The sequence below is a fragment of the Escherichia sp. WS1118 genome, from assembly GCF_046487695.1.
GTDB classification, from domain to species: domain Bacteria; phylum Pseudomonadota; class Gammaproteobacteria; order Enterobacterales; family Enterobacteriaceae; genus Escherichia; species Escherichia coli.
Window position 1 is genome coordinate 222,426 of the sequence record NZ_JBJQIZ010000005.1, and the last position, 26,095, is coordinate 248,520.

Consider the following 26,095-nt stretch of genomic DNA (forward strand, 5'->3'; position numbering starts at 1 on the left):
CGATGTTGCAACATTATTCAGTGTCATGGAAAAAAGGACTGGCTGCACTCTGCTTACTGGCTGTTGCTGGGCTTAGCGGCTGCGATCAAAAAGAGAATGCGGCTGCAAAAGTGGAATACGACGGACTTTCGAACAGCCAACCGCTGCGTGTCGATGCCAATAACCATACGGTAACCATGCTGGTGCAAATTAATGGTCGTTTCCTCACCGACGACACTCGTCACGGTATTGTGTTTAAAGATGGCTCCAACGGACATAAATCGCTGTTTATGGGTTATGCGACCCCGAAAGCATTTTATGAAGCCCTGAAAGAGGCAGGTGGTACGCCGGGCGAAAACATGACGATGGATAATAAAGAAACGACTCATGTCACAGGCAGCAAACTGGATATTTCGGTCAACTGGCAAGGGGCGGCAAAAGCGTATTCCTTCGATGAAGTGATTGTTGACAGTAATGGCAAGAAACTGGACATGCGCTTTGGCGGTAATTTAACGGCAGCAGAAGAGAAGAAAACGGGTTGCCTGGTGTGTCTGGATAGCTGCCCGGTCGGCATCGTCAGCAATGCAACATACACTTATGGTGCGGTGGAAAAACGCGGCGAAGTGAAATTCAAAGGCAATGCCTCAGTTCTCCCGGCGGATAACACGCTGGCAACGGTTACCTTTAAAATCACCGAATAAAGCAGGATAACGGATGATGAAGATGCAATCGCGTAAAATCTGGTACTACCGTATAACCCTCATCATCCTGTTGTTCGCTGTGCTGCTGGCATGGGCGCTGCTTCCCGGCGTCCATGAGTTTATTAATCGCAGCGTTGCGGCGTTTGCCGCCGTGGACCAACAGGGTATAGAACGCTTTATTCAGTCTTACGGCGCACTGGCGGCAGTTGTCTCGTTCTTGTTGATGATTTTGCAGGCCATTGCTGCACCGCTACCTGCGTTTTTGATCACCTTTGCCAATGCGTCGCTGTTTGGCGCGTTCTGGGGCGGCTTGCTGTCGTGGACCAGTTCGATGGCCGGCGCGGCGCTGTGCTTTTTTATCGCCAGAGTGATGGGCCGCGAAGTGGTGGAAAAATTAACCGGCAAAACCGTACTTGACAGTATGGACGGCTTTTTCACTCGCTACGGCAAACACACCATCCTGGTATGTCGGTTATTGCCTTTTGTCCCTTTCGATCCAATCAGCTATGCTGCCGGTTTGACTTCAATACGTTTTCGCTCGTTTTTTATCGCCACCGGGCTTGGTCAATTACCGGCAACTATTGTTTATTCCTGGGCGGGCAGCATGTTAACAGGCGGTACTTTCTGGTTTGTCACCGGACTGTTTATTCTGTTTGCCCTGACCGTGGTGATTTTTATGGCGAAGAAAATATGGCTTGAGCGCCAGAAGAGGAATGCCTGATGGGTTTACCGCCGCTTAGCAAAATTCCTTTCATTTTACGTCCGCAGGCGTGGCTGCATCGTCGCCATTACGGCGAGGTGCTAAGCCCGATTCGCTGGTGGGGGCGGATCCCGTTTATCTTTTATCTGGTGTCGATGTTTGTCGGCTGGCTGGAGCGCAAACGCTCACCGCTGGATCCAGTAGTGCGATCGCTTGTCAGCGCGCGCATTGCGCAAATGTGTCTGTGTGAGTTTTGCGTGGATATCACCAGTATGAAAGTCGCCGAGCGCACTGGCAGCACCGATAAACTGCTGGCAGTGGCTGACTGGCGGCAAAGCCCGCTCTTTAGCGATGAAGAACGGCTGGCGCTGGAGTACGCCGAAGCCGCAAGCGTAACGCCGCCAACGGTCGATGATGCCCTGCGTACCCGACTGGCTACGCATTTTGACGCTCAGGCGCTCACCGAACTGACGGCATTGATAGGCCTGCAAAATCTGTCAGCCCGTTTTAATTCTGCCATGGACATTCCCGCTCAGGGGCTGTGCCGTATTCCTGAAAAACGTTCTTAAGGAGAGAAGATGCGCCATTGTGGGTGGTTGCTGGGATTGTTATCGCTGTTTTCTTTGGCAACACATGCCAGTGACTGGCAGGAAATAAAAAATGAGGCCAAAGGACAAACCGTCTGGTTTAACGCCTGGGGCGGCGATACCGCAATTAACCGCTATCTCGACTGGGTTAGCGGCGAGATGAAAACCCATTACGCTATAAACCTGAAGATTGTTCGTCTCGCGGATGCCGCAGACGCGGTGAAACGCATTCAGACCGAAGTTGCTGCCGGACGTAAAACGGGCGGTTCGGTGGATCTGCTCTGGGTGAACGGCGAAAACTTCCGCACCTTAAAAGAGGCCAATTTATTACAAACGGGCTGGGCGGAGACTCTGCCCAACTGGCGCTATGTCGACACACAGCTTCCGGTGCGGGAAGATTTTTCAGTGCCTACAGAAGGGGCTGAATCGCCCTGGGGCGGCGCACAACTGACGTTTATCGCCCGCCGCGATGTTACGCTACAGCCACCACAAACGCCGCAAGCCTTACTGGAGTTTGCTAAAGCCAATCCCGGCACGGTTACCTATCCGCGCCCACCGGACTTTACCGGCACGGCGTTTCTTGAACAGTTGCTGATTATGCTAACGCCAGATCCCACAGCATTAAAAGAAGCGCCGGACGATGCGACTTTCGCCCGCGTCACTGCGCCCTTGTGGCAATATCTTGATGCACTGCATCCGTATTTATGGCGCGAAGGAAAGGATTTCCCGCCTTCGCCCGCGCGGATGGATGCTCTGCTGAAAGCTAACACATTGCGCCTGTCGCTGACCTTTAACCCTGCACATGCGCAGCAAAAAATCGCCAGCGGCGATTTGCCTGCAAGCAGTTACAGTTTTGGTTTTCGCGAGGGGATGATTGGCAACGTCCATTTCGTCACCATTCCTGCCAACGCGAATGCCAGTGCTGCGGCGAAGGTAGTTGCCAATTTCCTGCTCTCACCCGATGCGCAACTGCGTAAAGCAGATCCCGCTGTCTGGGGCGATCCTTCTGTTCTCGATCCGCAAAAACTGCCTGACGGGCAGCGCGAAACATTGCAATCGAGAATGCCGCAGGATCTGCCGCCGGTACTGGCTGAACCGCACGCAGGTTGGGTAAATGCGCTGGAACAAGAATGGCTACACCGTTACGGTACGCATTAATCTTTTTGCTGTGGGCGATGATAGCGGTGATTTATGCACCGCTGATCCCGGCAGCTCTCACGCTGATATCGCCTGCTTTGTCGTTGACGCACTGGCAGGCGTTATTTGCCGATCCACAGTTACCGCAGGCATTACTGGCGACGCTGGTGTCGACAACCATTGCGGCGGTCGGGGCGTTGTTGATTGCCCTGCTGGTGATTGTGGCGCTGTGGCCAGGGCCGAAATGGCAGCGTATGTGCGCCCGTCTGCCGTGGCTGCTCGCCATTCCCCATGTGGCTTTTGCCACCAGCGCCCTTCTGCTCTTTGCTGACGGAGGGCTGCTTTATGACTATTTCCCGTATTTCACTCCGCCAATGGACAAATTGGGTATTGGGCTGGGCCTCACCCTGGCGGTGAAAGAAAGCGCATTTCTGCTGTGGATCTTAGCGGCAGTATTGAGCGAAAAACGGCTGTTGCAGCAACTCATTGTGCTGGATTCGCTGGGCTACAGCCGCTGGCAATGCCTGAACTGGCTGCTGTTGCCCTCCGTCGTGTCTGCGCTGGCAATGGCGATGCTGGCGATTGTCGCCTGGTCGCTGTCGGTCGTGGATGTGGCGATTATTCTTGGGCCAGGTAATCCCCCGACGCTGGCGGTAATTAGCTGGCAGTGGTTAACTCAGGGCGACGCCGATCAACAAACGAAAGGTGCACTCGCCAGCCTGCTGCTGATGCTGTTACTCGCCGCCTACGTTTTGCTGGGCTATCTGCTATGGCGTGGCTGGCGGCGTACTATTCCCCGCGTAGATGGCGTTCGTAAGCCTGCCACGCCTTTATTGCCAGGCAATACGCTGGCGAGTTTTTTACCCTTAACCGGTGTGCTGTGTGTGGTTCTGCTGGCGATCCTCGCGGATCAGTCGACGATCAATAGTGAAGCGCTCATCAACAGCCTGACAATGGGGCTGGTGGCGGCATTCATCGCTTTGCTCCTGTTACTGCTGTGGCTGGAATGGGGGCCACAGCGTCGCCAGTTGTGGCTATGGTTGCCCATTTTATTACCCGCTCTGCCGCTGGTGGCGGGCCAGTACACGCTGGCGCTATGGCTGAACCTGGATGGAAGCTGGACGGCGGTGGTCTGGGGGCATCTGCTATGGGTAATGCCGTGGATGCTGTTTATCCTGCAACCCGCCTGGCAGCGCATTGATTCACGGTTAATTTTGATTGCGCAAACACTGGGCTGGTCGCGGGCCAAAATCTTCTTTTACGTAAAATGCCCACTCATGTTGCGCCCTGCGCTGATTGCCTTCGCGGTGGGATTTTCAGTCAGTATTGCGCAGTATATGCCGACGCTGTGGCTGGGCGCGGGGCGTTTTCCGACGCTCACCACTGAAGCGGTGGCATTAAGCAGCGGCGGCAGCAACGGTATTCTCGCCGCCCAGGCTTTATGGCAACTGCTGTTACCGCTTATTATTTTTGCCCTGACCGCGTTAGTCGCAAAATGGGTAGGTTATGTCAGACAAGGACTCCGCTAATGCTCTGCGTGAAAAATGTTTCGCTACGTTTACCAGAAAGCCGCTTGCTGACAAACGTTAACTTTACAGTAGATAAAGGTGACATTGTCACGTTAATGGGACCATCCGGCTGCGGGAAATCCACTCTGTTTTCGTGGATGATTGGTGCGCTGGCCGGACAGTTTTCTTGTACAGGGGAGCTATGGCTTAATGAGCAACGGATTGACATGCTACCCACCGCACAGCGTCAGATTGGCATTCTTTTTCAGGATGCACTGTTATTTGACCAGTTCAGCGTCGGGCAAAATTTACTGCTGGCGCTACCGGCGACACTTAAGGGGAATGCCCGACGTAATGCCGTGAATGATGCACTTGAGCGTTCAGGCCTTGACGGAGCGTTCCATCAGGATCCTGCCACTTTGTCTGGCGGTCAGCGAGCGCGCGTTGCTCTGCTGCGCGCCCTTCTCGCTCAGCCAAAAGCGTTGCTACTGGATGAGCCATTCAGCCGTCTTGATGTGGCCCTGCGCGATAATTTTCGCCATTGGGTGTTCAGCGAAATTCGCGCCATGGCGATCCCTGTTGTGCAGGTGACGCACGATCTTCAGGATGTTCCTCCTGATAGCCCCGTTCTGGATATGGCGCAGTGGTCAGAAAATTACAACAAACTGCGATAACGCAAAGTTTTTCCCGATGCGTCAGTTCAGAATGGCGCTCTCAAAACTACAATGTCGGGATTTTCGATGAAACGTGTTTCTCAAATGACCGCGCTGGCAATGGCTTTAGGGCTGGCTTGCGCTTCTTCGTGGGCCGCTGAACTGGCGAAGCCTCTTACACTTGACCAGCTTCAACAACAAAATGGCAAAGCGATTGATACTCGCCCCAGCGCGTTTTATAACGGCTGGCCACAAACCTTAAATGGCCCTTCCGGTCATGAACCTGCCGCCTTAAACCTCTCTGCTAGCTGGCTCGACAAAATGAGTACCGAACAGCTCAACGAGTGGATCAAGCAACATAACCTGAAAGCCGATGCCCCGGTGGCGCTGTACGGTAATGACAAAGATGTCGACGCCGTCAAAACGCGACTGCAAAAAGCAGGTTTTACGCATATCTCCATCCTTAGTGACGCGCTAAGCGAACCTTCCCGTCTGCAAAAACTGCCGCACTTTGAACAGCTGGTATATCCGCAGTGGCTGCATGACCTGCAACAAGGTAAAGAGGTTACGGCGAAACCTGCCGGTGACTGGAAAGTCATTGAAGCGGCCTGGGGCGCTCCAAAATTTTACCTTATCAGCCATATTCCCGGCGCTGACTACATCGACACCAACGAAGTGGAAAGCGAACCGCTGTGGAACAAAGTTTCTGATGAACAACTGAAAGCGATGCTGGCAAAACACGGCATTCGCCATGACACCACGGTCATTCTGTACGGGCGTGACGTATACGCTGCAGCGCGTGTGGCGCAAATTATGCTTTATGCCGGCGTGAAAGATGTGCGCCTGCTGGACGGAGGCTGGCAAACCTGGTCCGACGCGGGTCTGCCCGTTGAGCGCGGAACGCCACCGAAAGTGAAAGCGGAACCGGATTTCGGCGTGAAGATCCCGGCACAACCGCAACTGATGCTTGATATGGAACAAGCGCGTGGACTGCTGCATCGCCAGGATGCATCGCTGGTGAGCATTCGTTCGTGGCCAGAATTTATCGGTACGACCAGCGGTTACAGCTATATTAAACCAAAAGGTGAAATAGCCGGAGCACGTTGGGGACACGCAGGTAGCGACTCGACGCATATGGAAGATTTCCATAACCCGGATGGCACCATGCGCAGCGCCGATGATATAACCGCTATGTGGAAAGCATGGAATATCAAACCAGATCAGCAAGTTTCATTCTACTGCGGCACTGGCTGGCGCGCGTCAGAAACCTTTATGTACGCACGCGCAATGGGCTGGAATAACGTCTCCGTTTACGACGGTGGCTGGTACGAATGGAGCAGCGATCCAAAAAATCCGGTAGCAACCGGTGAACGCGGCCCGGACAGCAGTAAATAACATTGCAATTACTGACGCTGGAGCGACTTCAGCGTCAGATACCCACTCCACACCCGCGTAAAGGTCGTCATCCAGCACAACGCACCAAATACCCACGCAAACCACGGAAAACAGGCCGGAAAGAGGCAACTCAGAACAAACAGCAAAATCGTCTCGCTGCCTTCGGTTAACCCGCCCAGATAATAAAACGATTTATGCGCATAACCAGGATTATCAATCTGATGTTTCGCCGCCAGCGCAGCAAAAGCGAGAAAACTGCTGCCCGTGCCGATAAACGCAAACAGCAGCCAGCCGCCTACCAGGGCGTTTTGCTCCGGTGCGGCGAGGATAAACCCAAAAGGCACCAGCGCGTAAAAAAGAAAATCGAGAGAAATATCGAGAAAGCCGCCCGCGTCGGTAAGCCCTCTGCGCCGCGCCAGCGCACCGTCCAGACCATCAAGCAGCCTGTTCAACAAAATGGCGACTAGTGCCGCCAGATACCAGCCCAGCGCCAGAAAAGGCAGTGCCAGCACGCCGATGGCAAATCCCACTAATGTTAAACCATCTGGCGTAATGCCCGGTTTATCAAGAACCCGCACGCACTGATGCAACAACGGTTTAATCCGGGGATGAAGATGGCGGTCTAGCACAGGCACTCCTTAAATATAAAGCCTTTCTGATTGAGCAACAGTGCGGATATTATGGCATTTTTCGCTTATCTGCCCGTGTGTAATTTATGAAAATGATTGAAGTTGTTGCCGCCATCATCGAACGTGATGGCAAAATTTTACTCGCGCAACGCCCTGCCCATAGCGATCAGGCGGGATTATGGGAGTTTGCCGGTGGTAAAGTCGAGCCGGATGAAAGCCAGCGGCAGGCGCTGGTGCGTGAGTTAAACGAAGAACTGGGCATCGAAGCAACTGTTGGTGACTATGTTGCCAGCCATCAGCGAGAAGTTTCGGGGCGGATTATCCATCTTCATGCCTGGCACGTACCCGACTTCCACGGGACGTTACAGGCACATGAACATCAGGCGCTGGTCTGGTGCTCACCTGAAGAGGCGCTGCGATATCCGCTGGCCCCTGCTGACATTCCATTATTAGAGGCGTTTATGGCTTCACGCGCCGCCAGACCAGCGGATTAGTGCTTAGGGTTTTGTCATCCCGTTGGCATTGCAGCAGTATTCCTTCGGCTTTAATTACCGCCCCTTCAGAATAATTTTGATCCTGATAAACGCAGCACTGAGTACAGGGCTGCGCTGACTGCCCGCCTGAACTAAACACTTCTGGCGGTACGTTTACCTCCACGTCCGGATGATAATGCGGGTTAGCCAGTGTAATTAATGGAAATGCTAATACTACGGCGATCAATGCTCGACTCACAGGGAACTCCTTAACGTTATTGTCTCTTCAACAGATAACGGTAGCCGGGCGGCAAAACTTTAGCGTCTGAGTTATCGCATTTGGTTATGAGATTACTCTCGTTATTAATTTGCTTTCCTGGGTCATTTTTTTCTTGCTTACCGTCACATTCTTGATGGTATAGTCGAAAACTGCAAAAGCACATGACATAAACAACATAAGCATAATCGTATTAATATATAAGGGTTTTATATCTATGGATCAGACATATTCTCTGGAGTCATTCCTCAACCATGTCCAAAAGCGCGACCCGAATCAAACCGAGTTCGCGCAAGCCGTTCGTGAAGTAATGACCACACTCTGGCCTTTTCTTGAACAAAATCCCAAATATCGTCAGATGTCATTACTGGAGCGTCTGGTTGAACCGGAGCGCGTGATCCAATTTCGCGTAGTATGGGTTGATGATCGCAACCAGGTGCAGGTCAACCGTGCATGGCGTGTGCAGTTCAGCTCTGCCATCGGCCCGTACAAAGGCGGTATGCGCTTCCATCCGTCAGTTAACCTCTCCATTCTCAAATTCCTCGGCTTCGAACAAACCTTCAAAAATGCCCTGACTACTCTACCGATGGGCGGTGGTAAAGGCGGCAGCGACTTTGATCCGAAAGGGAAAAGCGAAGGCGAAGTTATGCGTTTCTGCCAGGCGCTGATGACTGAACTGTATCGCCACCTGGGCGCGGATACTGACGTTCCGGCAGGTGATATCGGCGTTGGTGGTCGTGAAGTCGGCTTTATGGCGGGGATGATGAAAAAGCTCTCCAACAATACCGCCTGCGTCTTCACCGGTAAGGGCCTTTCATTTGGCGGCAGTCTTATTCGCCCGGAAGCTACCGGCTACGGTCTGGTTTATTTCACAGAAGCAATGCTAAAACGCCACGGTATGGGTTTTGAAAGAATGCGCGTTTCCGTTTCTGGCTCCGGCAACGTCGCCCAGTACGCTATCGAAAAAGCGATGGAATTTGGTGCTCGAGTGATCACTGCGTCAGACTCCAGCGGCACTGTAGTTGATGAAAGCGGATTCACGAAAGAAAAACTGGCGCGTCTTATCGAAATCAAAGCCAGCCGCGATGGTCGAGTGGCAGATTACGCCAAAGAATTTGGTCTGGTCTATCTCGAAGGCCAACAACCGTGGTCTGTACCGGTTGATATCGCCCTGCCTTGCGCAACCCAGAACGAACTGGATGTTGACGCCGCGCATCAGCTTATCGCCAATGGCGTTAAAGCCGTCGCCGAAGGGGCAAATATGCCGACCACCATCGAAGCGACTGAACTGTTCCAGCAGGCAGGCGTACTGTTTGCACCGGGTAAAGCGGCTAATGCTGGCGGTGTAGCAACATCGGGCCTGGAAATGGCGCAAAACGCTGCGCGCCTGGGCTGGAAAGCCGAGAAAGTTGACGCACGTTTGCATCACATCATGCTGGATATCCACCATGCCTGTGTTGAGCATGGTGGTGAAGGTGAGCAAACCAACTACGTGCAGGGCGCGAACATTGCCGGTTTTGTGAAGGTTGCGGATGCGATGTTAAGCCAGGGCGTGATTTAAGACAATTGTGCCGGATACAGCGCAAACGCCTTATCCGACCATAAAAATCTTCAGTATCAGATGGTTGAAAGAACCTTTATATTATCACTCCATTGCCCGCCTCTTCTGATGGCGGGCTTTTTTTCGGCGCTCTCTTGCGTGGCGAATCCTTTTTCTTCCCTTCTCTACCGCCGGGAGCCATTATTCCCCGAAACTGCCTTACCGACGTGCGCTTTGCCTGATCAATCAACTGGTACAATGTCCCCACCAGCGGCTGCATAAAGTCCTGATAGCGACACTGCTTTTCGCTGATTTGCGTCAGCACCGATTCCCAGTGCGCGGTCATGTCCGGTCGCGTCGCCATTTCTGGCAGCGAATGGAATAGCGCTTTTCCGGCGTCGGTGGAGTGGATATAGCGCCCTTTTTTGGTCAGGAAACCACGCTTGAACAACAGTTCAATAATCCCGGCACGGGTTGCTTCTGTCCCCAAACCATCGGTCGCACGAAGGATCTTTTTCAGATCTTTGTCCTGCACAAAGCGTGCGATCCCGGTCATCGCCGAAAGCAGTGTTGCATCGGTAAAATGGCGTGGCGGCTGGGTTTGCCGCTCTACCACTTCGCCTTTTTCGCACAACAATTCATCGCCTTTCGCCACCACAGGCAGCGGCGTGCCGTCGTTTTCTTCATCGCGCTCTTTGCTGCCTAACAGCGTGCGCCAGCCTGCTTCAGCAAGAAAACGGGCTTTAGCGACAAATTTGCCTTTGGCAATATCCAGTTCGATAACACACTTGCGGAACACCGCATCCGGGCAGAACTGCATCAAGTACTGACGGGCAATCAGGTTATAGACCTTCGCTTCGTTCTCCGTCAGGTTGATCGCAGAACTCCGTGCGGTCGGAATGATGGCGTGGTGCGCATCGACCTTTTTGTCATCCCAACAGCGGTTGCGTATATCTGGATCTACCACTGGCTGCGGCAACAGATCCGGTGCATGAACGCTGATAGCATTCATCACCGCGTGGCGTCCGGCAAAATGTTCTTCTGGCAAATAGCGGCAATCGGAACGCGGATAAGTGATTAGCTTGTGCGTTTCGTACAGCTTCTGGCAGATATCAAGCACGTTCTGCGCGCTCAGACCAAAACGTTTAGCCGCTTCAATCTGCAACGCCGAAAGCGAAAAAGGCAGCGGCGCGGATTCTGATTCCCGTTTATCGTTATAGCTGGTGACAATAGCTGGTTGACCACTAATGCGGTTAACCACATGCTCCGCCAGCGGACGATGTAACAAGCGCCCTTCTTCATCCTGGTACGGTTCACACGCTTCGCTCGGTTGCCAGATAGCGGTAAACCGCTCATCGGCAGGTGTCACGATATGTGCTTTGACTTCAAAGAAGTCTTTCGCCACGAAGTTTTCAATCTCTTCGTCGCGGCGCACCACCAGTCCGAGTACGGGCGTCTGCACGCGTCCCACGGAAAGCACGCCCTGATAACCGGCATTGCGGCCGAGAATGGTATACGCACGGGTCATATTAATGCCGTACAGCCAGTCAGCCCGCGCCCGCGCCAGTGCAGAAACGCACAGCGGTACAAACTCGCTATTGGAGCGAAGACGATCGATCGCCCGCTCAACCGCCTGCGGGTTCAGGTCGTTTATCAAACAACGCTGTACCTGCTGGCGCTTTTCCGGTGCCAGTTGCAGGTAGTCCAGCACTTCATCCACCAGCAGTTGCCCTTCGCGATCCGGGTCTCCGGCGTGAACGATTTCGCTGGCTTCATGCAGGAAGCGTTTGATGACATTAAGTTGTTTAGTCACGGAGGGTCGGGGCTGTAATTGCCACTTTTCCGGGACAATCGGCAAATCCGCAAGATTCCAGCGCGCATAGCGGCTGTCGTAGGCGTCTGGCTGCGCCTGCTCAAGCAGGTGACCGATACACCAGGTCACCACCTGACCATTACCGCACTCGATAAAGCCATCGCCTTTCCGGTGCGGTTTAGGCAGGACATCAGCAATGGCGCGCGCCAGACTCGGTTTTTCGGCAATAAACAACCGCATTGAATTAACGGATCTCAACCATGGCACGACCGCCGCGCGCTGGCACCAGTTCGCCAATCGCCGTCAGTTCAATGCCAAACTCGGCGGCTGTAGCTTTGACCTCATTTTCTGCTTCCGGCATGACCGCCAGCAGCAAACCGCCAGAAGTTTGCGGATCGCACAGCAGATCGCGCACTTCACGCGGCATTTCACCCATCAGATGACCGTAGCTGGCAAAGTTACGTTCGGTGCCGCCAGGCACTGCGCCCAACTTAATGTACTCTTCAACCCCCGGCAATTTCGGGATCGCGTCATAGTCGACGCGCGCCTGCACACCTGCGCCCTGACACATTTCGCTTAAATGCCCCAGCAAACCAAAACCCGTAACGTCGGTCATCGCTTTTACGCCTTCGATGTTGGCAAAGGACGCGCCTGCGATGTTCATCCGGCACATCACTTCCGTCGCCAGTCCCTGATGTTCTGGTTTCAGCAGTGATTTTTTCTCAGCCGTGGTAAGAACGCCAATCCCCAGCGGTTTCGTCAGGAACAGTTTGCATCCGGCTTGTGCGGTACTGTTTTTCTTCACCCGCTCGGTCGGTACGATCCCCGTTACCGCCAGACCAAAAATCGGCTCCGGCGCATCGATGGAGTGACCGCCAGCCAGCGCAATACCCGCCTGACGGCATGCATAGCGTCCACCTTCGGTCACTTCGCGGGCAATTTCCGGGGAAAGTTTGTTAATCGGCCAGCCGAGGATCGCAATCGCCATAATCGGTTTGCCGCCCATAGCAAAGATATCGCTGATGGCGTTAGTCGCCGCAATGCGGCCAAAATCGAAAGGATTATCAACGATCGGCATAAAGAAGTCGGTGGTACTGATAACGCTGGTGCCATTGCCCAGATCGTACACCGCCGCATCGTCGCGGGTTTCATTACCCACAAGCAAATTCGGATCAACAAACTTCGCCTGCTCACTGTGCAGGATGGTTTCCAACACTTTTGGGGAAATTTTACAGCCGCAACCAGCGCCGTGGCTGTATTGGGTCAAACGAATCGAGTTCTCGCTCATGGACATCTCCTGTCAATGCAATCCGGGTATGGTAACCCTCATTCCATGAAGTGATAAGTGAGAGTGTCTGAATTCCTGCGCCTTTGCTCACAATCCAGACAGTTTCGCGACAATTATCAGAAATAAGTCACAAACGGCGTCGGGTCCGGGACGTTTATCGACGTAGATGCTTTCAACTGCGGCGTACCGAGGTAGAGAAAACCGACAATTTTATCCTGCTCACGGCAACCGAATGCTTCACGCACTACCGGACTTTCAGTTAATGCACCACTGCGCCAGATGCCGCCAAACCCCTGGGCAACTGCTGCCATTTGCATCGCCATGACCGCGCATCCCGCAGACATTTCCTGTTCCCAGCGCGGGACTTTATGATTTTCTTCGCATTTCGCCACCACCGTTATGATGAGCGGTGCGCGGAACGGCGCATTACGCGCTTTGTCGATTGCTTTGTTATCACTACCGGCAGCAATCGCCCCCTGCTCCAGTACAGCGCTGAAACGCTCGCGCCCTTCCCCTTCAATCACAAAGAAATGCCACGGTTGCATGGACTTATGGTCCGGCGCACGCATACCCGCACGCAGGATGTTTTGCAGTTGTTCACCCGTTGGCGCGGGTTCAGCCAGGCGGGAGGCGCTACGGCGATTGATCAATAGTTCGAGTGCATCCATTTGATTAACTCCTGTCATGATATTTATTCACAAAATTAACACGAGAGTGGATTTTGTTACAGCCCAGTCCGCAATTCCTGCTGACAAGTGCCGGTTGGGTCATTACGATAACCACATCTATTGCGCCTGAAACAGGTGTGACCTTAAGTTGGGAGAATACATGCGAACCCTTTGGCGATTTATTGCCGGATTTTTTAAATGGACGTGGCGTCTGCTGAATTTCGTCCGTGAAATGGTACTTAACCTGTTCTTTATTTTTCTCGTGCTGGTTGGTGTGGGGATCTGGATGCAGGTCAGTGGTGGTGATTCGAAAGAAACGGCCAGTCGTGGCGCACTGCTGCTGGACATTTCTGGTGTGATCGTCGATAAACCCGACAGTTCTCAGCGGTTTAGTAAATTAAGCCGCCAGCTGCTTGGTGCCAGTTCCGATCGTCTGCAGGAAAACTCACTGTTTGATATCGTCAACACCATTCGCCAGGCGAAGGACGACCGCAATATCACCGGTATTGTGATGGATCTGAAAAACTTCGCAGGCGGCGACCAGCCGTCTATGCAGTACATCGGCAAAGCTCTGAAAGAGTTTCGTGATAGCGGGAAACCGGTTTATGCCGTTGGCGAGAACTACAGCCAGGGGCAATATTATCTCGCCAGTTTCGCCAATAAAATTTGGCTGTCTCCGCAAGGCGTGGTTGATCTGCACGGCTTTGCCACCAACGGTCTGTACTACAAATCGTTACTGGATAAGCTGAAAGTTTCCACCCATGTGTTCCGCGTGGGTACGTATAAATCTGCCGTTGAACCGTTTATTCGTGATGATATGTCGTCGGCAGCCCGCGAAGCTGACAGCCGCTGGATTGGTGAGCTGTGGCAAAACTATCTGAATACTGTTGCTGCTAACCGCCAGATCCCTGCTCAGCAGGTATTCCCTGGTGCGCAAGGGTTGCTTGAGGGTTTAACCAAAACCGGTGGCGATACCGCGAAATATGCGCTGGAAAACAAGCTGGTCGATGCACTGGCATCGAGTGCCGAAATCGAAAAAACTCTGACCAAAGAGTTCGGCTGGAGTAAAACTGATAAAAATTATCGCGCCATCAGTTATTACGATTACGCATTGAAAACGCCGGCAGATACCGGTGACAGTATCGGTGTCGTCTTCGCTAATGGCGCAATTATGGATGGCGAGGAAACTCAGGGGAATGTTGGCGGTGATACCACTGCGGCACAAATCCGCGACGCTCGCCTTGACCCGAAAGTGAAAGCGATTGTTCTGCGTGTTAATAGTCCCGGCGGCAGCGTTACCGCGTCTGAAGTGATTCGCGCTGAACTGGCAGCAGCCCGGGCAGCGGGTAAGCCTGTGGTTGTATCGATGGGCGGCATGGCGGCATCTGGTGGTTACTGGATTTCCACACCAGCTAATTACATTGTGGCTAACCCCAGCACCCTGACCGGTTCTATCGGTATCTTCGGCGTGATCACCACCGTAGAAAATAGTCTGGATTCGATTGGTGTTCATACTGATGGTGTCTCAACTTCACCGCTGGCAGATGTTTCTATCACCAAGGCACTGCCGCCGGAAGCGCAGCAGATGATGCAGTTAAGCATTGAGAATGGCTATAAACGCTTTATCACGCTGGTTGCTGATGCGCGTCATTCAACGCCGGAGCAGATTGATAAAATCGCCCAGGGTCACGTCTGGACCGGTCAGGATGCAAAAGCTAACGGGCTGGTCGATAGTCTCGGGGATTTCGATGATGCGGTCGCCAAAGCAGCAGAGCTGGCAAAAGTGAAACAGTGGCATCTGGAATACTACGTTGATGAACCGACCTTCTTCGACAAAGTGATGGACAACATGTCTGGTTCTGTCCGGGCAATGTTGCCAGATGCGTTCCAGGCCATGTTACCTGCACCGCTGGCCTCGGTAGCCTCTACCGTTAAAAGTGAAAGCGACAAGCTGGCCGCGTTTAACGACCCACAAAACCGTTATGCGTTTTGCCTGACCTGCGCCAACGTGCGTTAAGTCTTGTACTAAGTGGCCGACAGATCGTCGGCCACATTACTTTTTACGTCGACGAATCCTCTTCCCGCTGTCTCGCCACATATTTCCTTATCCTCATAGTATCAGGTGCGCTCCCCCTGCCTCACGTATATACTTTTGCTCTTTCGATATCATTCATATCAATATCATGCAAAAGAAATCAATTTACGTCGCCTACACGGGCGGGACCATCGGGATGCAGCGTTCCGAGCAGGGTTATATTCCGGTGTCAGGTCATCTACAACGCCAACTGGCGCTGATGCCGGAATTCCATCGCCCGGAGATGCCAGATTTCACCATTCATGAATATACGCCATTGATGGATTCTTCTGATATGACGCCAGAAGACTGGCAGCATATTGCTGAAGATATTAAAGCGCACTATGACGACTATGATGGTTTTGTCATTCTGCACGGCACAGACACGATGGCGTATACCGCCTCTGCACTGTCGTTCATGCTCGAGAATCTCGGTAAACCGGTCATTGTGACAGGGTCACAAATCCCGCTGGCTGAGTTACGCTCTGACGGACAAATTAATCTACTGAATGCGTTGTACGTTGCGGCGAATTATCCTATCAACGAAGTAACTCTCTTTTTTAATAATCGACTGTATCGTGGCAACCGAACCACCAAAGCCCATGCCGATGGTTTTGATGCGTTTGCCTCTCCAAACCTTCCTCCGTTACTGGAAGCAGGTATCCATATTCGTCGTTTGAATACGCCACCCGCCCCGCACGGTGAAGGGGAATTGATCGTTCATCCAATCACGCCGCAACCAATTGGCGTAGTGACGATTTATCCGGGGATTTCTGCTGACGTCGTGCGCAATTTTCTGCGCCAACCTGTGAAAGCATTGATTCTGCGCTCATATGGCGTGGGTAATGCGCCACAAAACAAAGCCTTCCTGCAGGAATTACAAGAAGCCAGCGATCGCGGTATTGTGGTGGTCAACCTGACACAATGTATGTCCGGTAAAGTGAACATGGGTGGTTATGCCACTGGTAACGCCCTCGCCCATGCCGGCGTTATTGGCGGTGCAGATATGACTGTAGAAGCCACGCTAACCAAACTGCATTACCTGCTTAGCCAGGAACTTGATACTGAAACCATTCGCAAGGCCATGAGCCAAAACCTGCGTGGCGAACTGACGCCGGATGATTAAGGAGACTGCAATGCCCCCTCGCGCCCTGTTACTGGTCGATTTACAAAATGATTTCTGTGCTGGTGGCGCGCTCGCCGTGCCGGAAGGTGACAGTACGGTGGATGTCGCTAACCGCCTGATTGACTGGTGCCAGTCGCGCGGTGAAGCGGTTATCGCCAGTCAGGACTGGCACCCGGCGAATCACGGCAGTTTTGCCAGTCAGCACGGTGTAGAGCCTTATACGCCGGGCCAACTCGACGGTTTGCCACAAACCTTCTGGCCCGATCACTGTGTGCAGAACAGTGAAGGCGCACAATTACATCCGTTACTGAAGCAAAAAGCGATCGCAGCGGTGTTCCATAAAGGCGAAAATCCTTTAGTTGACAGTTACAGTGCCTTTTTTGATAACGGCCGTCGGCAGAAAACTGCGCTCGATGACTGGTTGCGCGCTCATGTAATCAATGAATTGATCGTTATGGGTCTGGCTACTGACTATTGCGTTAAGTTTACCGTGCTGGACGCGTTACAGTTAGGTTATAAGGTGAACGTGATTACCGATGGTTGTCGTGGCGTGAATATCCAGCCACAGGACAGTGCGCACGCGTTTATGGAGATGTCAGCAGCTGGGGCAACGCTATATACGCTGGCAGACTGGGAAGAAACGCGGGAGTAATTTTACGCTGGCCTACAATTCTGTACTGGCATTGTAGGCCAGATAAAACACATCAGTGATACATCTGGTAATTGACGCCATCAACGAAAGATTTAATTCACCTCAGAAATCTCTTCCAGCGACACCTTCCGCGTTTCGATGCCAAAAATGGAGAGAACCAGCGCACAGAGCACTAACATGACACCAAGCACCATAAACACCGTGATCGACCCATAATGCGTTAATAGTGTCGCAACGCCATAGGGCGTGAAGACTGCGACGATCCGTCCGACGGCATTAACGAAACCCGAACCACGCAGGCGTAAATGCGTTGGCCAAAGTTCCGGGATATAAACCGCCGACGCGAAGCACACATACATGTATAAAAAGAAGATCATCACCAGGCCATAGATTAAAATCGCCCACTCTGTAGTTTGAATTGAATAGATATAGCCTAACACAGCAATAATAATAAGTAAGGCAGAGCCAAATAATCGACGAGGAAAATGATCAATAATTAATGCCGCAATAAATATCCCTACCGGAGCGCCAATCATAATAACAGCGGTCATTAATATTGATTTATCAACATCAATGCCGGAGTTAACAAATATGGTCGGTATCCATACGGTGATGGTATAAAGCGAAATGTTCATTGCAATTAAAACAGTAATCGCGACTAATGTACGTCGTAACATTTCCCCTTTAAACAGCAGCCAGAAGGTACCCTTGATTACCTTAACCTTGCTGTTGCTCTGGTTCAAAGTAAGCGGGGGTAAACGAATACTCTTCTCTCTTTCAATTTGCTGCTCTACTTCACGAAGTTGGCTTTCTGCACCTGCGATTTGCCCTTTCCCTGCCAGCCATCGTGGCGACTCAATAAAGTATTTACCTGAGAGAAACCAGGCTAACAGTATGCCAATACCGCCCAGCAGAAACATTATCCGCCAACTAAAAAAAACGATAACCACCACGCCTATCGCCGCAGACAGCATGGGCGACCAGTTACCAACAAATGAGAGCCGCGCGGACCATTTTCCACGCACCGTCGCGGGGATAAACTCCGTAAATGAGGCATAGCCAACCATAATCAGCGCCCCCATTCCTGTTCCCATCAGGAAGCGAAAGAAGATGAGCCAGTACATATCAGGGACAAAAGCGGCCCCTGTTGCCGCAATACCGACGATGAGAAGATTTATGCGAAACGCCCTGCGCCGCCCAAAGTAGTCACCAATAAACCCACCGGTAAGAGAGCCGATGAAATAACCAAACATTAATGCCGAGGTAAAGGCGGCATTGAGGAAATTATTTGACCATCCATTGCTTACCAGCTTTGCTAAGACGACATTACCGGAGTAACTCAAAAACCCCGTTAATAACAGACTAAAGCTTATTATACCAAATATACGATAATGAAACCGGGCCAAAGGCAAGCGGTCCAGTCTTGCGCCAATTTGATCATATTGTTCCATTGGGTGCCTCGGATTTGCTAAAAAAGGTAGCAATTGCGGCAAATTCACTTGCCGCATCTTTATCATCATTTTATTTCCAGGCGCAGGAACAAATAATATTGACAATGTGTGCTTAAATTACCACACCAGCTGGATATTATTGTCTTTGCAAAATGCTATCCACTCTGCACCCGGTGATTTATCAGTTATTATGTAATTAATATGACTAAAGTCAGCTAACTGGACAAAAGCTTTGCGATCAAACTTAGAGTGATCAACCAATAACGCAACTTCTGTCGCCTGACGGATCATTGTCTTTTTGATTTCAGCTTCCGCTTCATTAGAGTCCAGCGCGCCGCTGTTAATATCAAGACCTTTACAACTCATTACCATGATATCGACATGGTAGCGGCTGATGATCTCTTTAGTAATTCTTCCTTGCAGTGAAAGTGTATTTTTGTTTAGTTCCCCACCCGTTGAAACGACTTTAATTTCTGACTGAGCCAGAACATGAATCGCTTCCGCCGAGTTGGTTAGCAACGTCAGGTCACTACGGTCCTGTAACAATTTGAGCAATTCCATTACGGTACTACTGGAATCGGCTGCCATGGTGGTTTTATTGTCGATAAAGGGGAGTGCCTTGCGTGCAATAAGCTGCTTCTCTTCATAAAACGATGAAGCGCGCTTATAAAAATGGATATTCTCCGTCAACATCGCTGTATTTAAAACAGCACCACCATAGGTTCTGGTCAAAAAGCCTTCATCTTCCAACTTCTCAAGATCGCGGCGAATGGTTTCTTCGGTTACCTGAAAAATCCCACTCAAATTTGAGACTGTCACCTTTTTATCGTTGGCAACCATTTGCTTAATTGCCTGAATCCTGTCTTTTGCCGCCACGATTACACCCCTGTATCTTTTTACATCACATTAGCGCAATTATCGCATAACCGATGTTTACTTTCAAAATAACCTGTTTGAATCACAGATTTTCATCACAGTTTTCACAGAAACAGAGGTGAATCGTGTTGAGTATTTAACGCTCCAGGGCCTCTGCCATTTCCCTCATCAATGTTGCGTCTGCATCCGATAAGTTGATATTCAGTGCCGCGACATTTTCACGTACCTGTTCCGGCGCAGTAGCCCCACTAAGAATGGAGATTAAATCACTCTGTTTTAATATCCACGCCAGTGCCAGAGTGGGAATTGTGCACTGATAACGAGCACAGAGTGGCTGCCACTGTTCAAGCATATCAATCACTTTCAGCATGTTTTCACGCTGGAACCAGACTTTATTTGCCCGAGCGCCGCCCGGAACGTAATCACGCGTGATGGTCCCGGTCAACAATCCCTGCTCTAGCGGAGAGTAGACCTGTACCACAATGCCATTATCACGACATAGCGGCAGCAGTTCGTTTTCCATTGCCCGGTCGAGGATACTGTATTTCGCCTGAATAATATCCAGTTCACCATGTTGCAGATACTCGCGGATATGGTCAGCATCGACGTTAGCAGCGCCTATAGCGCGAATTTTCCCTTCGGCCTTTAACGCATTAAGCACTGCGACAGTTTCAGCTATCGGCGTAAAAAATGGCGGCACCGACTGCCAGTGCGTCATGTAGATATCGATGTAATCAATACCCAGACGTTGCAAGCTGGCTTCTACCTCTTCGCGGATAGATTCCGGAGAAAGGTTTTTATACAACTGCCGATCGCCAACTTTGTTGAATAAACTCCCTTTTCGTTCCCAGACAATGCCGCATTTGGTTTCTACTACAACCTGTTCACGGGGCAGTTTTTTTAACGCCTGACCAACGATAACTTCACTATTGCCAAAGTTATATCCTGGCGCAGTATCAATCAGGTTAATGCCGCAACGATGGGCTTCAAGAATCGTATCAATGCATATTTGTCGATCGAGATCGCCATTCCATGCAGGACCGCCGCCAATGGCCCATGTCCCCAACCCCATTCGCGAAAGCGTTATATCCGTTGTGCCTAAAGGTATCTTTTTCATTTGCCTTCATTATCCTTCGTATTCTTCCAGCAATTGTTCGACCAGCTTTCTGTTTTTTACACCGGTGGTGGCGCCGATGCTTAGAACCGAGATAGCCGCCGTTGCATTGGCAAAGCGTGCGCATTCACGCAGATTTTTACCTTCTAACAGTGCTGCAATAAAACCTGAAGCAAAGTTATCGCCCGCACCAATGGTGTCGATGGCGGTTATTCCTGCGACCGCCGGCACCTTCATCGTCATGTCACCACGCTTGATAAAGCAGCCGTCTTTACCCGTTTTAATCACCACCGTTTTTACGCCGCACGCAAGAAAGCAGTCAGCAATTTCATCCAGTGTCTCTTTCCCGGTGAGTAATTTTGCCTCGGCAAAATTAGGAAACAGATAATCGACATAACTCAATGCTTCGCAAATATCATTCAGCGTTTCATTCAACCGCGGTTTGATCATATCGGCACAGATAATCATCTGCCGGGCTTTAGCTTGCGTAAAAATTTCTGTTAGCGCTCTACCATCCAATAGAGGACTGTTGAAAATACTGGCCAGTGATAATAATTTCGCCTGAGAAAACCGCGCAAAATCAACATCGTCAATATTCAATTTCCACAGACTGCCGTTACGGTTTGTGACAAAGGTCCGCTCGCCATCCTCCGTCACCAGTCCAACGTTAATAGAGGTATCTATGCTGACGTCCTGCTTCAGGCTTTGAATATCAATATTCTCTTTGCGGCAATGGTCGAGAATAAATTGCCCTGCGGCATCTTTACCAATACGACTCATTAATGCTGTGCGATGGCCCAGACGAGAAATAATTGTTGCTTCATTTATTGCATCCCCCCCGGTGGTCATTGCGATTCTTTCAAGAGGATAAGAATCCACATCAAAGATATTTTTACTGACCGGTTGCAATGGAATATCAACAATAGCGGCACCTATACAAATAACGTCGAGATTATCCATATTATTATTCCGCTTTGCCATCAGAACCGAACAGTTTAATTTTATCCAATGCCCGTTCTTTTACAGCTTTACGCACTTCACGTTCTAAATGCAGGAAAGGCTGATCCTGGTTTTCTTTCACTGCTACCATTGCGGCCTGACAGAGCTCCGTATGAATGTTGATTTTCGCAATACCCAACGAAATTGCAGTTTTAATGTCGGCATCACTGATCCCTGATGCGCCATGCAAAACCAGCGGAACAGAAACAGCATCGCGTACGCGTTTGACGACCTCAAAGTTCAATTGTGGCTCTGACGTATAAACCCCATGCTGGTTGCCGATGGCGACAGCCAATGAGTCACAGCCCGTACGTTCAACAAATTCAGCCGCCTGGTCAGGATCGGTATAGTGATAGCCCGCCAGCGCTTCCTCATAAACGGTTTCATTACCAACATGCCCTAATTCCGCCTCTACCGGAATACCCAGCGGATGGAAGAAATCAACAGCCTCTTTGGTTAAACGAATATTTTCTTCGAAATCAAATGCAGAAGCATCACGCATTAATGAATTCATACCATGAGTCCAGGCGTTATGAATAATCTCCATACTCCGACCATGATCCCAATGAGTTATTACCGGCACCGTTGCTTTTTGTGCCATTGATACCATCATGTGAGAGAAATCTTCAAATGAGGTGTTGCCGACAAAACCTGTGCCAAAAGAAATAATAACCGGTGATTTCGCTTCTTCGGCTGCGTCGATAACGCCCATCAACATTTCTGCATTCCATACGTTAAAATGGGCAATTGCATAATGTTTATTTGTGGCATCGTTTTCCCAATATCTGATATCTGCGAGCATGTTCTGTTCTCCCGTATTAATTAATCGCTAATTTTAATAACGCCTTTAATAATGTCGCGTTTGTTGTTAACTGACTCTTCAAATGCCTGTTGTACATCCCGATAATCGTAAATATGCGTCACCATCGATTTCACATCGAATCGCCCTGAGGAAATAGCTTCAATCGTGACCGGATAACGATTGGCATAGCGGAATACCGTCTGGATAGTGACTTCGCGATTGATTTTGAGGAAATTGATTGCCGAATCGCCGGGTACAGTACCAACAATCATAATTTTACCGCCGCGCATGACCAGATAAGGTGCCTGTTTAACGGTGACCGCAGAACCCGCTGTTTCAAAAACAATATCTGCGCCCATGTCTTCGGTAAATTGCTGACAGCGTGCAATAGTGTCTTCTTTTGCGCCGTTAATAACCACTGTCGCGCCGAGCTGTTCCGCCATTGTCAGACGTTTTTCCAGCACATCAACGACGGCAATTTCCGTTGCTCCCAGGCATTTGCACGCTTGCAACGTCATCAAACCAATACAACCCGCTCCCAGAATAATTATCTTCTTACCAGGTTTAACATCTGCCAGCATCGCGGCATGCATCCCGACTGCGGCAGGCTCCACCAGCGCCCCTTCCATCGTGTCCATATTGTCTGGCAGTTTGTAAGTAAAGCTCTCCGGATGACACAGATAGTGCGTTAATGCGCCGCGGTAGTTGGGTTGTGTCGCCATAAAATCAACGTCCGGGCAGATGTTATATTTGCCTTCCAGACAGTAACGACAGTGACCGCAAGGAACGCCAGGTTCGATATTTACCCGATCCCCCGGTTTAAATTTGCGCACGCGGCTTCCCACAGCCACAACCGTCCCGGCACATTCATGACCCAGGCCAATTTCTTGATTTGGGTCTTTAGGCGGAATAAACGGGCCTGATTCAAAACCATGTACATCTGAACCACAAATACCGACATATTCCACTTTAATCAAAACTTCATCTTCTTTAGGCACAGGTATTTCTGCTGAAATAATTTTCATTGTGCCCGGCACCTGCAATATTGCTTTTGAATTTTTCATTTTGAATCCACCAGTATTATTTATTGGCTACTGCATCAATACTTAAACTTTCAACGGAGACACCTTTGGTTTCAATTCCAATGGTGGCGATAGCAATTGCGACAATAATTGAAACAGCCCCCAGAAGAATAAAGACTCCCGTTACGCCATAACTACTGAGCAGCACTGCAACGGCATAAGGCGCGGCAATACCACTGATTCGCCCTACCGCATTCGCCAGACCGGAGCCACGGAGTTTGGCCTCTGTCGGCCAGATCTCAGGGACATACACTGCCGAGGCATAGCAAACGTACATATAGACGAAAGTAATCAGGAAGAAACCAATCAGCGTTATGAGCAACATACTGGTTTGCAGTGAATAGATATATCCGAGCACCGCAATCAGGATTAATAGCCCCACACCCATTGTTTTACGCGGAATTTTATCCATCACCAGCATGGCAATAAAAATACCAAATGGCGCGCCAAACATACTCATGGTATTTAAAACAATCGAGTCTTTTAAATTAATTCCCTGGGTCATGAATATCGTTGGCAACCAGTTAATTAGTGTGTACTGCACAACGTTCATGGCAATCAGCACACAAGAGCCTAATATCACGCGTTTCAGTAATACTCCTGTCAGTAAGGCTGAATACGGCACCGCTTGTGGTGCTTTACCGTCATCAGCAATAACCACAGGCGGCAAAGGTTTACCCGTCTGGCGTATGACGCCTTCTTCTATACTCCGCATGACTTTCTCGGCTTCCTGATACCGTCCGCGCGATTCCAGCCAGCGCGGGGATTCAGGAAAGTAGCGCCAGGCCAGCGCCGTAGCGATAAGTGACAATATTGCAGGGATAAGCAGTTGTACCCGCCAGTTCCACTCTGCACTAATCAGCGGCGTGAGTCCCATCGCAATCAATGAACAGAGCGGATATGACCAGTTACCAATAAAGGAAACCCGACTGGACCACGTTCCGCGATTTCTTCCGGGCATATATTCGGTGAAACCAGCAAACAGTGTAACCAGTAAAGCTCCCAGCCCAACGCCCATCACAAAACGGCAGGCAATAAGGAAATCCATATTCGGTGAGAAAGCACCGACAACCATCGAAGCAATATGAATGGCCTCATAGAGGATAAACGCATTTCTGCGACCGGTTTTGTCACCGATGATGCCGCCCATCAGCGCACCGAGAAACATTCCGGCGGTCGTGATTGCTGAGAATGTGGCAGTGGTGGAATTATCTGTCCAGCCCAACGCTTTCAGCTGCGCGAGGATCAAGCCACCAACGGCATTACTCCAGCAGACAAGCAAGCCAAACGCGACGATGGCAAACATTGACGAATGCCAGCGGCAATCCGGTAAGCGATCCAGCCGTGCACCACAATGCGGTTTTGTTATCTGTTCCATGCGATAACGTTCCTTCAGGAGAGTAGTTATTCATCAAAGTCGTAAGTCATGATCACTTTGATTGCAGTTTTATCGACCATCGCATCAAACCCTTCGCGCCATTGCGACAGGCCGATACGATGCGTGATCATCGGTTTGACTTTGATCGCGCCGCTGGCTAATAGCCTGATAGCGTTACGCCATGAGGTGGAGTCATAGGCCATATGCCCAATGATGCTTTTGTTCCAGGCGGTAATGTCATTAATCGAGAAATCAAGAGGTTTGAAGCCCATTCCAACGCGTACCACTTCCCCGTTCGGACGGAGCATTTCGATGGCTTGTTTCAGTGCGATATTGGCACCGGAGCATTCAATCACCAGTCCCAGATTGTCTTTGCCACAAATTTGCTGGCAGCGCGCCACCACATCTTCGGTAGAACCATTTACTACTGCCGTCGCACCCAGTTCTTTTGCAACCGGGAAGCGGACCGCCACATCTTCTTGTAGACCAACGACGACGATATTTACCGCCCCCATAATCCGCGCCATTTGTACGGAGAACAGCCCGAGTGGGCCAGTGCCGATGACGACCACATCCTGACCAGGGAGGAATTTCGATTGCTGCGCGATGGATTTGTAGGCATTACAAATAGGGTCAAGTACGGCTGCGTCCTCATAATCAACACCATCAGGGATTTCCCACAACGCATGACGATGAATTTTGAGAATTTCACCAGGAACAAGACAATATTTGGAAAAACCACCGCCCCAGGTATTGTTATCCAGACCAAGGTTTACTTTTTCTGTACAACACAGAAAATCACCTTGTTCACAGGCCGGGCAAACACCGCAAACGTGACCGCTGTTATCCGACACGACGCGTTGCCCCACTTTCCAGTCTTTGACTTTTTCACCAACCTGCGCAATACAACCTGCGAACTCATGGCCGCGGATAGAGTTAAACTCATCAGAACCGCTATCGACATTGTAGTGCTTCATGTCTGCGCCGCAGATTGCCGCGGCTTTAATTTCAATCACGACATCTTCCGGGCCACAAATGGGTTGTGGGACATCAATCATCTTGTAGCCGCCAAAGGCCTTGCCAAACCGAGCCAGTGCTTTCATTGCGTCATCCTCTGTGTTTTGTTTTGCTTAGATGGTCATCATACTTACCCACATGATTTTTGAGGTCAACATCAAATCTGTAAAACACAG

At 50.7% G+C, this 26,095-nt stretch carries 25 protein-coding genes; 12 read left to right on the forward strand and 13 right to left on the reverse strand.

The window, feature by feature from the left end; translation table 11 throughout:
* Positions 1 to 2: 2 nt before the first annotated feature.
* The 7 genes from ydjY (at position 3) to ynjE (ending at position 6,660) form a co-directional block, all read left to right on the forward strand.
* Positions 3 to 680, forward strand: coding sequence for a lipoprotein YdjY (gene ydjY, locus ACJHYO_RS11355; RefSeq protein ID WP_000939207.1), 678 nt, complete (start codon positions 3 to 5; stop codon positions 678 to 680).
* 13 nt (positions 681 to 693) lie between these two features.
* A complete protein-coding gene (locus tag ACJHYO_RS11360; protein WP_000977153.1) occupies positions 694 to 1,401 on the forward strand; it encodes a TVP38/TMEM64 family protein in 708 nt (235 codons plus the stop codon).
* A complete protein-coding gene (locus tag ACJHYO_RS11365; protein ID WP_000524084.1) occupies positions 1,401 to 1,949 on the forward strand; it encodes a carboxymuconolactone decarboxylase family protein in 549 nt (182 codons plus the stop codon). The genes ACJHYO_RS11360 and ACJHYO_RS11365 overlap by 1 nt, the downstream gene beginning before the upstream one ends.
* 9 nt (positions 1,950 to 1,958) lie before the next feature.
* On the forward strand, positions 1,959 to 3,125 hold the full coding sequence (locus ACJHYO_RS11370) for an ABC transporter substrate-binding protein (protein ID WP_001215365.1): 1,167 nt from the start codon (positions 1,959 to 1,961) through the stop codon (positions 3,123 to 3,125).
* Positions 3,098 to 4,633, forward strand: coding sequence for an ABC transporter permease (locus ACJHYO_RS11375; protein ID WP_085455368.1), 1,536 nt, complete (start codon positions 3,098 to 3,100; stop codon positions 4,631 to 4,633). The genes ACJHYO_RS11370 and ACJHYO_RS11375 overlap by 28 nt, the downstream gene beginning before the upstream one ends.
* Entirely contained in the window at positions 4,633 to 5,286 is a 654-nt protein-coding gene (locus ACJHYO_RS11380; protein WP_001296116.1) for an ATP-binding cassette domain-containing protein, read from the forward strand. The genes ACJHYO_RS11375 and ACJHYO_RS11380 overlap by 1 nt, the downstream gene beginning before the upstream one ends.
* A gap of 66 nt (positions 5,287 to 5,352) precedes the next feature.
* Complete coding sequence (gene ynjE, locus ACJHYO_RS11385; protein ID WP_001296117.1) at positions 5,353 to 6,660, forward strand: thiosulfate sulfurtransferase YnjE; 1,308 nt, start codon at positions 5,353 to 5,355, stop codon at positions 6,658 to 6,660.
* 8 nt (positions 6,661 to 6,668) lie between these two features.
* Here ynjE and ACJHYO_RS11390 read toward each other — a convergent pair whose 3' ends face one another.
* Positions 6,669 to 7,289: a CDP-alcohol phosphatidyltransferase family protein gene (locus tag ACJHYO_RS11390; protein ID WP_001313900.1), complete on the reverse strand. Its 621-nt coding sequence runs from the start codon at positions 7,287 to 7,289 to the stop codon at positions 6,669 to 6,671.
* A gap of 86 nt (positions 7,290 to 7,375) precedes the next feature.
* Between ACJHYO_RS11390 and nudG the strand changes: the two genes are divergently transcribed.
* The gene (gene nudG, locus ACJHYO_RS11395) at positions 7,376 to 7,783 is read left to right on the forward strand and encodes a CTP pyrophosphohydrolase (protein WP_000781864.1); all 408 of its coding nucleotides are present in this window, start codon (positions 7,376 to 7,378) and stop codon (positions 7,781 to 7,783) included.
* On the opposite strand, the gene ACJHYO_RS11400 is transcribed toward nudG, so the two are convergent.
* Positions 7,749 to 8,021: a YnjH family protein gene (locus tag ACJHYO_RS11400; RefSeq protein WP_000085248.1), complete on the reverse strand. Its 273-nt coding sequence runs from the start codon at positions 8,019 to 8,021 to the stop codon at positions 7,749 to 7,751. The genes nudG and ACJHYO_RS11400 overlap by 35 nt on opposite strands.
* A 235-nt stretch (positions 8,022 to 8,256) precedes the next feature.
* Between ACJHYO_RS11400 and gdhA the strand changes: the two genes are divergently transcribed.
* Positions 8,257 to 9,600, forward strand: a complete 1,344-nt coding sequence (gene gdhA / locus ACJHYO_RS11405) for an NADP-specific glutamate dehydrogenase (RefSeq protein ID WP_340531900.1) — start codon at positions 8,257 to 8,259, stop codon at positions 9,598 to 9,600.
* Positions 9,601 to 9,676: 76 nt separating this feature from the next.
* Here the strand turns inward: gdhA and topB are convergent, their stop codons facing one another.
* The 3 genes from topB to ACJHYO_RS11420 form a co-directional block, all read right to left on the reverse strand.
* Positions 9,677 to 11,632 (reverse strand): DNA topoisomerase III, encoded by a 1,956-nt coding sequence (topB, locus tag ACJHYO_RS11410; RefSeq protein WP_001337807.1) that lies wholly within the window; start codon positions 11,630 to 11,632, stop codon positions 9,677 to 9,679.
* Between the two features lie 4 nt (positions 11,633 to 11,636).
* Positions 11,637 to 12,680: a selenide, water dikinase SelD gene (gene selD / locus ACJHYO_RS11415; RefSeq protein ID WP_001298241.1), complete on the reverse strand. Its 1,044-nt coding sequence runs from the start codon at positions 12,678 to 12,680 to the stop codon at positions 11,637 to 11,639.
* 116 nt (positions 12,681 to 12,796) lie between these two features.
* Positions 12,797 to 13,348, reverse strand: a complete 552-nt coding sequence (locus tag ACJHYO_RS11420; protein WP_000339292.1) for an NAD(P)H nitroreductase — start codon at positions 13,346 to 13,348, stop codon at positions 12,797 to 12,799.
* A 160-nt stretch (positions 13,349 to 13,508) separates the two neighbouring features.
* Between ACJHYO_RS11420 and sppA the strand changes: the two genes are divergently transcribed.
* The 3 genes from sppA (at position 13,509) to pncA (ending at position 17,200) form a co-directional block, all read left to right on the forward strand.
* Positions 13,509 to 15,365 carry a signal peptide peptidase SppA gene (gene sppA, locus ACJHYO_RS11425; RefSeq protein ID WP_033807373.1) on the forward strand — a complete coding sequence of 619 codons (1,857 nt, stop codon included), beginning with the start codon at positions 13,509 to 13,511 and terminating at the stop codon, positions 15,363 to 15,365.
* 166 nt (positions 15,366 to 15,531) lie between these two features.
* Positions 15,532 to 16,548, forward strand: coding sequence for an asparaginase (gene ansA, locus ACJHYO_RS11430; RefSeq protein WP_001170162.1), 1,017 nt, complete (start codon positions 15,532 to 15,534; stop codon positions 16,546 to 16,548).
* A gap of 10 nt (positions 16,549 to 16,558) precedes the next feature.
* Positions 16,559 to 17,200 (forward strand): bifunctional nicotinamidase/pyrazinamidase, encoded by a 642-nt coding sequence (gene pncA, locus ACJHYO_RS11435; RefSeq protein ID WP_021531350.1) that lies wholly within the window; start codon positions 16,559 to 16,561, stop codon positions 17,198 to 17,200.
* A gap of 92 nt (positions 17,201 to 17,292) precedes the next feature.
* Here the strand turns inward: pncA and ACJHYO_RS11440 are convergent, their stop codons facing one another.
* The 8 genes from ACJHYO_RS11440 to ACJHYO_RS11475 form a co-directional block, all read right to left on the reverse strand.
* Positions 17,293 to 18,651 carry an MFS transporter gene (locus ACJHYO_RS11440; protein ID WP_085455369.1) on the reverse strand — a complete coding sequence of 453 codons (1,359 nt, stop codon included), beginning with the start codon at positions 18,649 to 18,651 and terminating at the stop codon, positions 17,293 to 17,295.
* Between the two features lie 117 nt (positions 18,652 to 18,768).
* Positions 18,769 to 19,527, reverse strand: coding sequence for a DeoR/GlpR family DNA-binding transcription regulator (locus tag ACJHYO_RS11445; RefSeq protein WP_000719088.1), 759 nt, complete (start codon positions 19,525 to 19,527; stop codon positions 18,769 to 18,771).
* Between the two features lie 136 nt (positions 19,528 to 19,663).
* Positions 19,664 to 20,644: an NADH-dependent methylglyoxal reductase gene (ydjG, locus tag ACJHYO_RS11450; RefSeq protein WP_000723717.1), complete on the reverse strand. Its 981-nt coding sequence runs from the start codon at positions 20,642 to 20,644 to the stop codon at positions 19,664 to 19,666.
* A 9-nt stretch (positions 20,645 to 20,653) separates the two neighbouring features.
* Positions 20,654 to 21,601 carry a sugar kinase gene (locus tag ACJHYO_RS11455; protein WP_001298227.1) on the reverse strand — a complete coding sequence of 316 codons (948 nt, stop codon included), beginning with the start codon at positions 21,599 to 21,601 and terminating at the stop codon, positions 20,654 to 20,656.
* 4 nt (positions 21,602 to 21,605) lie between these two features.
* A complete protein-coding gene (locus tag ACJHYO_RS11460) occupies positions 21,606 to 22,442 on the reverse strand; it encodes a ketose-bisphosphate aldolase (protein ID WP_000878891.1) in 837 nt (278 codons plus the stop codon).
* Between the two features lie 20 nt (positions 22,443 to 22,462).
* A complete protein-coding gene (locus ACJHYO_RS11465) occupies positions 22,463 to 23,506 on the reverse strand; it encodes an NAD(P)-dependent alcohol dehydrogenase (RefSeq protein ID WP_000798120.1) in 1,044 nt (347 codons plus the stop codon).
* Between the two features lie 16 nt (positions 23,507 to 23,522).
* On the reverse strand, positions 23,523 to 24,902 hold the full coding sequence (locus ACJHYO_RS11470) for an MFS transporter (RefSeq protein WP_085455370.1): 1,380 nt from the start codon (positions 24,900 to 24,902) through the stop codon (positions 23,523 to 23,525).
* Positions 24,903 to 24,928: 26 nt separating this feature from the next.
* Positions 24,929 to 26,005, reverse strand: coding sequence for a zinc-binding dehydrogenase (locus ACJHYO_RS11475; protein ID WP_000645203.1), 1,077 nt, complete (start codon positions 26,003 to 26,005; stop codon positions 24,929 to 24,931).
* Positions 26,006 to 26,095: the final 90 nt, after the last annotated feature.

Bases quoted from the DNA above. Each gene is read 5' to 3' on its own strand.
- ydjY (WP_000939207.1), top strand. From the start codon at position 3: ATGTTGCAACATTATTCAGTGTCATGGAAAAAAGGACTGGCTGCACTC.
- ACJHYO_RS11360 (WP_000977153.1), top strand. From the start codon at position 694: ATGATGAAGATGCAATCGCGTAAAATCTGGTACTACCGTATAACCCTC.
- ACJHYO_RS11365 (WP_000524084.1), top strand. From the start codon at position 1,401: ATGGGTTTACCGCCGCTTAGCAAAATTCCTTTCATTTTACGTCCGCAG.
- ACJHYO_RS11370 (WP_001215365.1), top strand. From the start codon at position 1,959: ATGCGCCATTGTGGGTGGTTGCTGGGATTGTTATCGCTGTTTTCTTTG.
- ACJHYO_RS11375 (WP_085455368.1), top strand. From the start codon at position 3,098: ATGGCTACACCGTTACGGTACGCATTAATCTTTTTGCTGTGGGCGATG.
- ACJHYO_RS11380 (WP_001296116.1), top strand. From the start codon at position 4,633: ATGCTCTGCGTGAAAAATGTTTCGCTACGTTTACCAGAAAGCCGCTTG.
- ynjE (WP_001296117.1), top strand. From the start codon at position 5,353: ATGAAACGTGTTTCTCAAATGACCGCGCTGGCAATGGCTTTAGGGCTG.
- nudG (WP_000781864.1), top strand. From the start codon at position 7,376: ATGAAAATGATTGAAGTTGTTGCCGCCATCATCGAACGTGATGGCAAA.
- gdhA (WP_340531900.1), top strand. From the start codon at position 8,257: ATGGATCAGACATATTCTCTGGAGTCATTCCTCAACCATGTCCAAAAG.
- topB (WP_001337807.1), bottom strand. From the start codon at position 11,632: ATGCGGTTGTTTATTGCCGAAAAACCGAGTCTGGCGCGCGCCATTGCT.
- selD (WP_001298241.1), bottom strand. From the start codon at position 12,680: ATGAGCGAGAACTCGATTCGTTTGACCCAATACAGCCACGGCGCTGGT.
- ACJHYO_RS11420 (WP_000339292.1), bottom strand. From the start codon at position 13,348: ATGGATGCACTCGAACTATTGATCAATCGCCGTAGCGCCTCCCGCCTG.
- sppA (WP_033807373.1), top strand. From the start codon at position 13,509: ATGCGAACCCTTTGGCGATTTATTGCCGGATTTTTTAAATGGACGTGG.
- ansA (WP_001170162.1), top strand. From the start codon at position 15,532: ATGCAAAAGAAATCAATTTACGTCGCCTACACGGGCGGGACCATCGGG.
- pncA (WP_021531350.1), top strand. From the start codon at position 16,559: ATGCCCCCTCGCGCCCTGTTACTGGTCGATTTACAAAATGATTTCTGT.
- ACJHYO_RS11440 (WP_085455369.1), bottom strand. From the start codon at position 18,651: ATGGAACAATATGATCAAATTGGCGCAAGACTGGACCGCTTGCCTTTG.
- ydjG (WP_000723717.1), bottom strand. From the start codon at position 20,644: ATGAAAAAGATACCTTTAGGCACAACGGATATAACGCTTTCGCGAATG.
- ACJHYO_RS11455 (WP_001298227.1), bottom strand. From the start codon at position 21,601: ATGGATAATCTCGACGTTATTTGTATAGGTGCCGCTATTGTTGATATT.
- ACJHYO_RS11460 (WP_000878891.1), bottom strand. From the start codon at position 22,442: ATGCTCGCAGATATCAGATATTGGGAAAACGATGCCACAAATAAACAT.
- ACJHYO_RS11465 (WP_000798120.1), bottom strand. From the start codon at position 23,506: ATGAAAAATTCAAAAGCAATATTGCAGGTGCCGGGCACAATGAAAATT.
- ACJHYO_RS11470 (WP_085455370.1), bottom strand. From the start codon at position 24,902: ATGGAACAGATAACAAAACCGCATTGTGGTGCACGGCTGGATCGCTTA.
- ACJHYO_RS11475 (WP_000645203.1), bottom strand. From the start codon at position 26,005: ATGAAAGCACTGGCTCGGTTTGGCAAGGCCTTTGGCGGCTACAAGATG.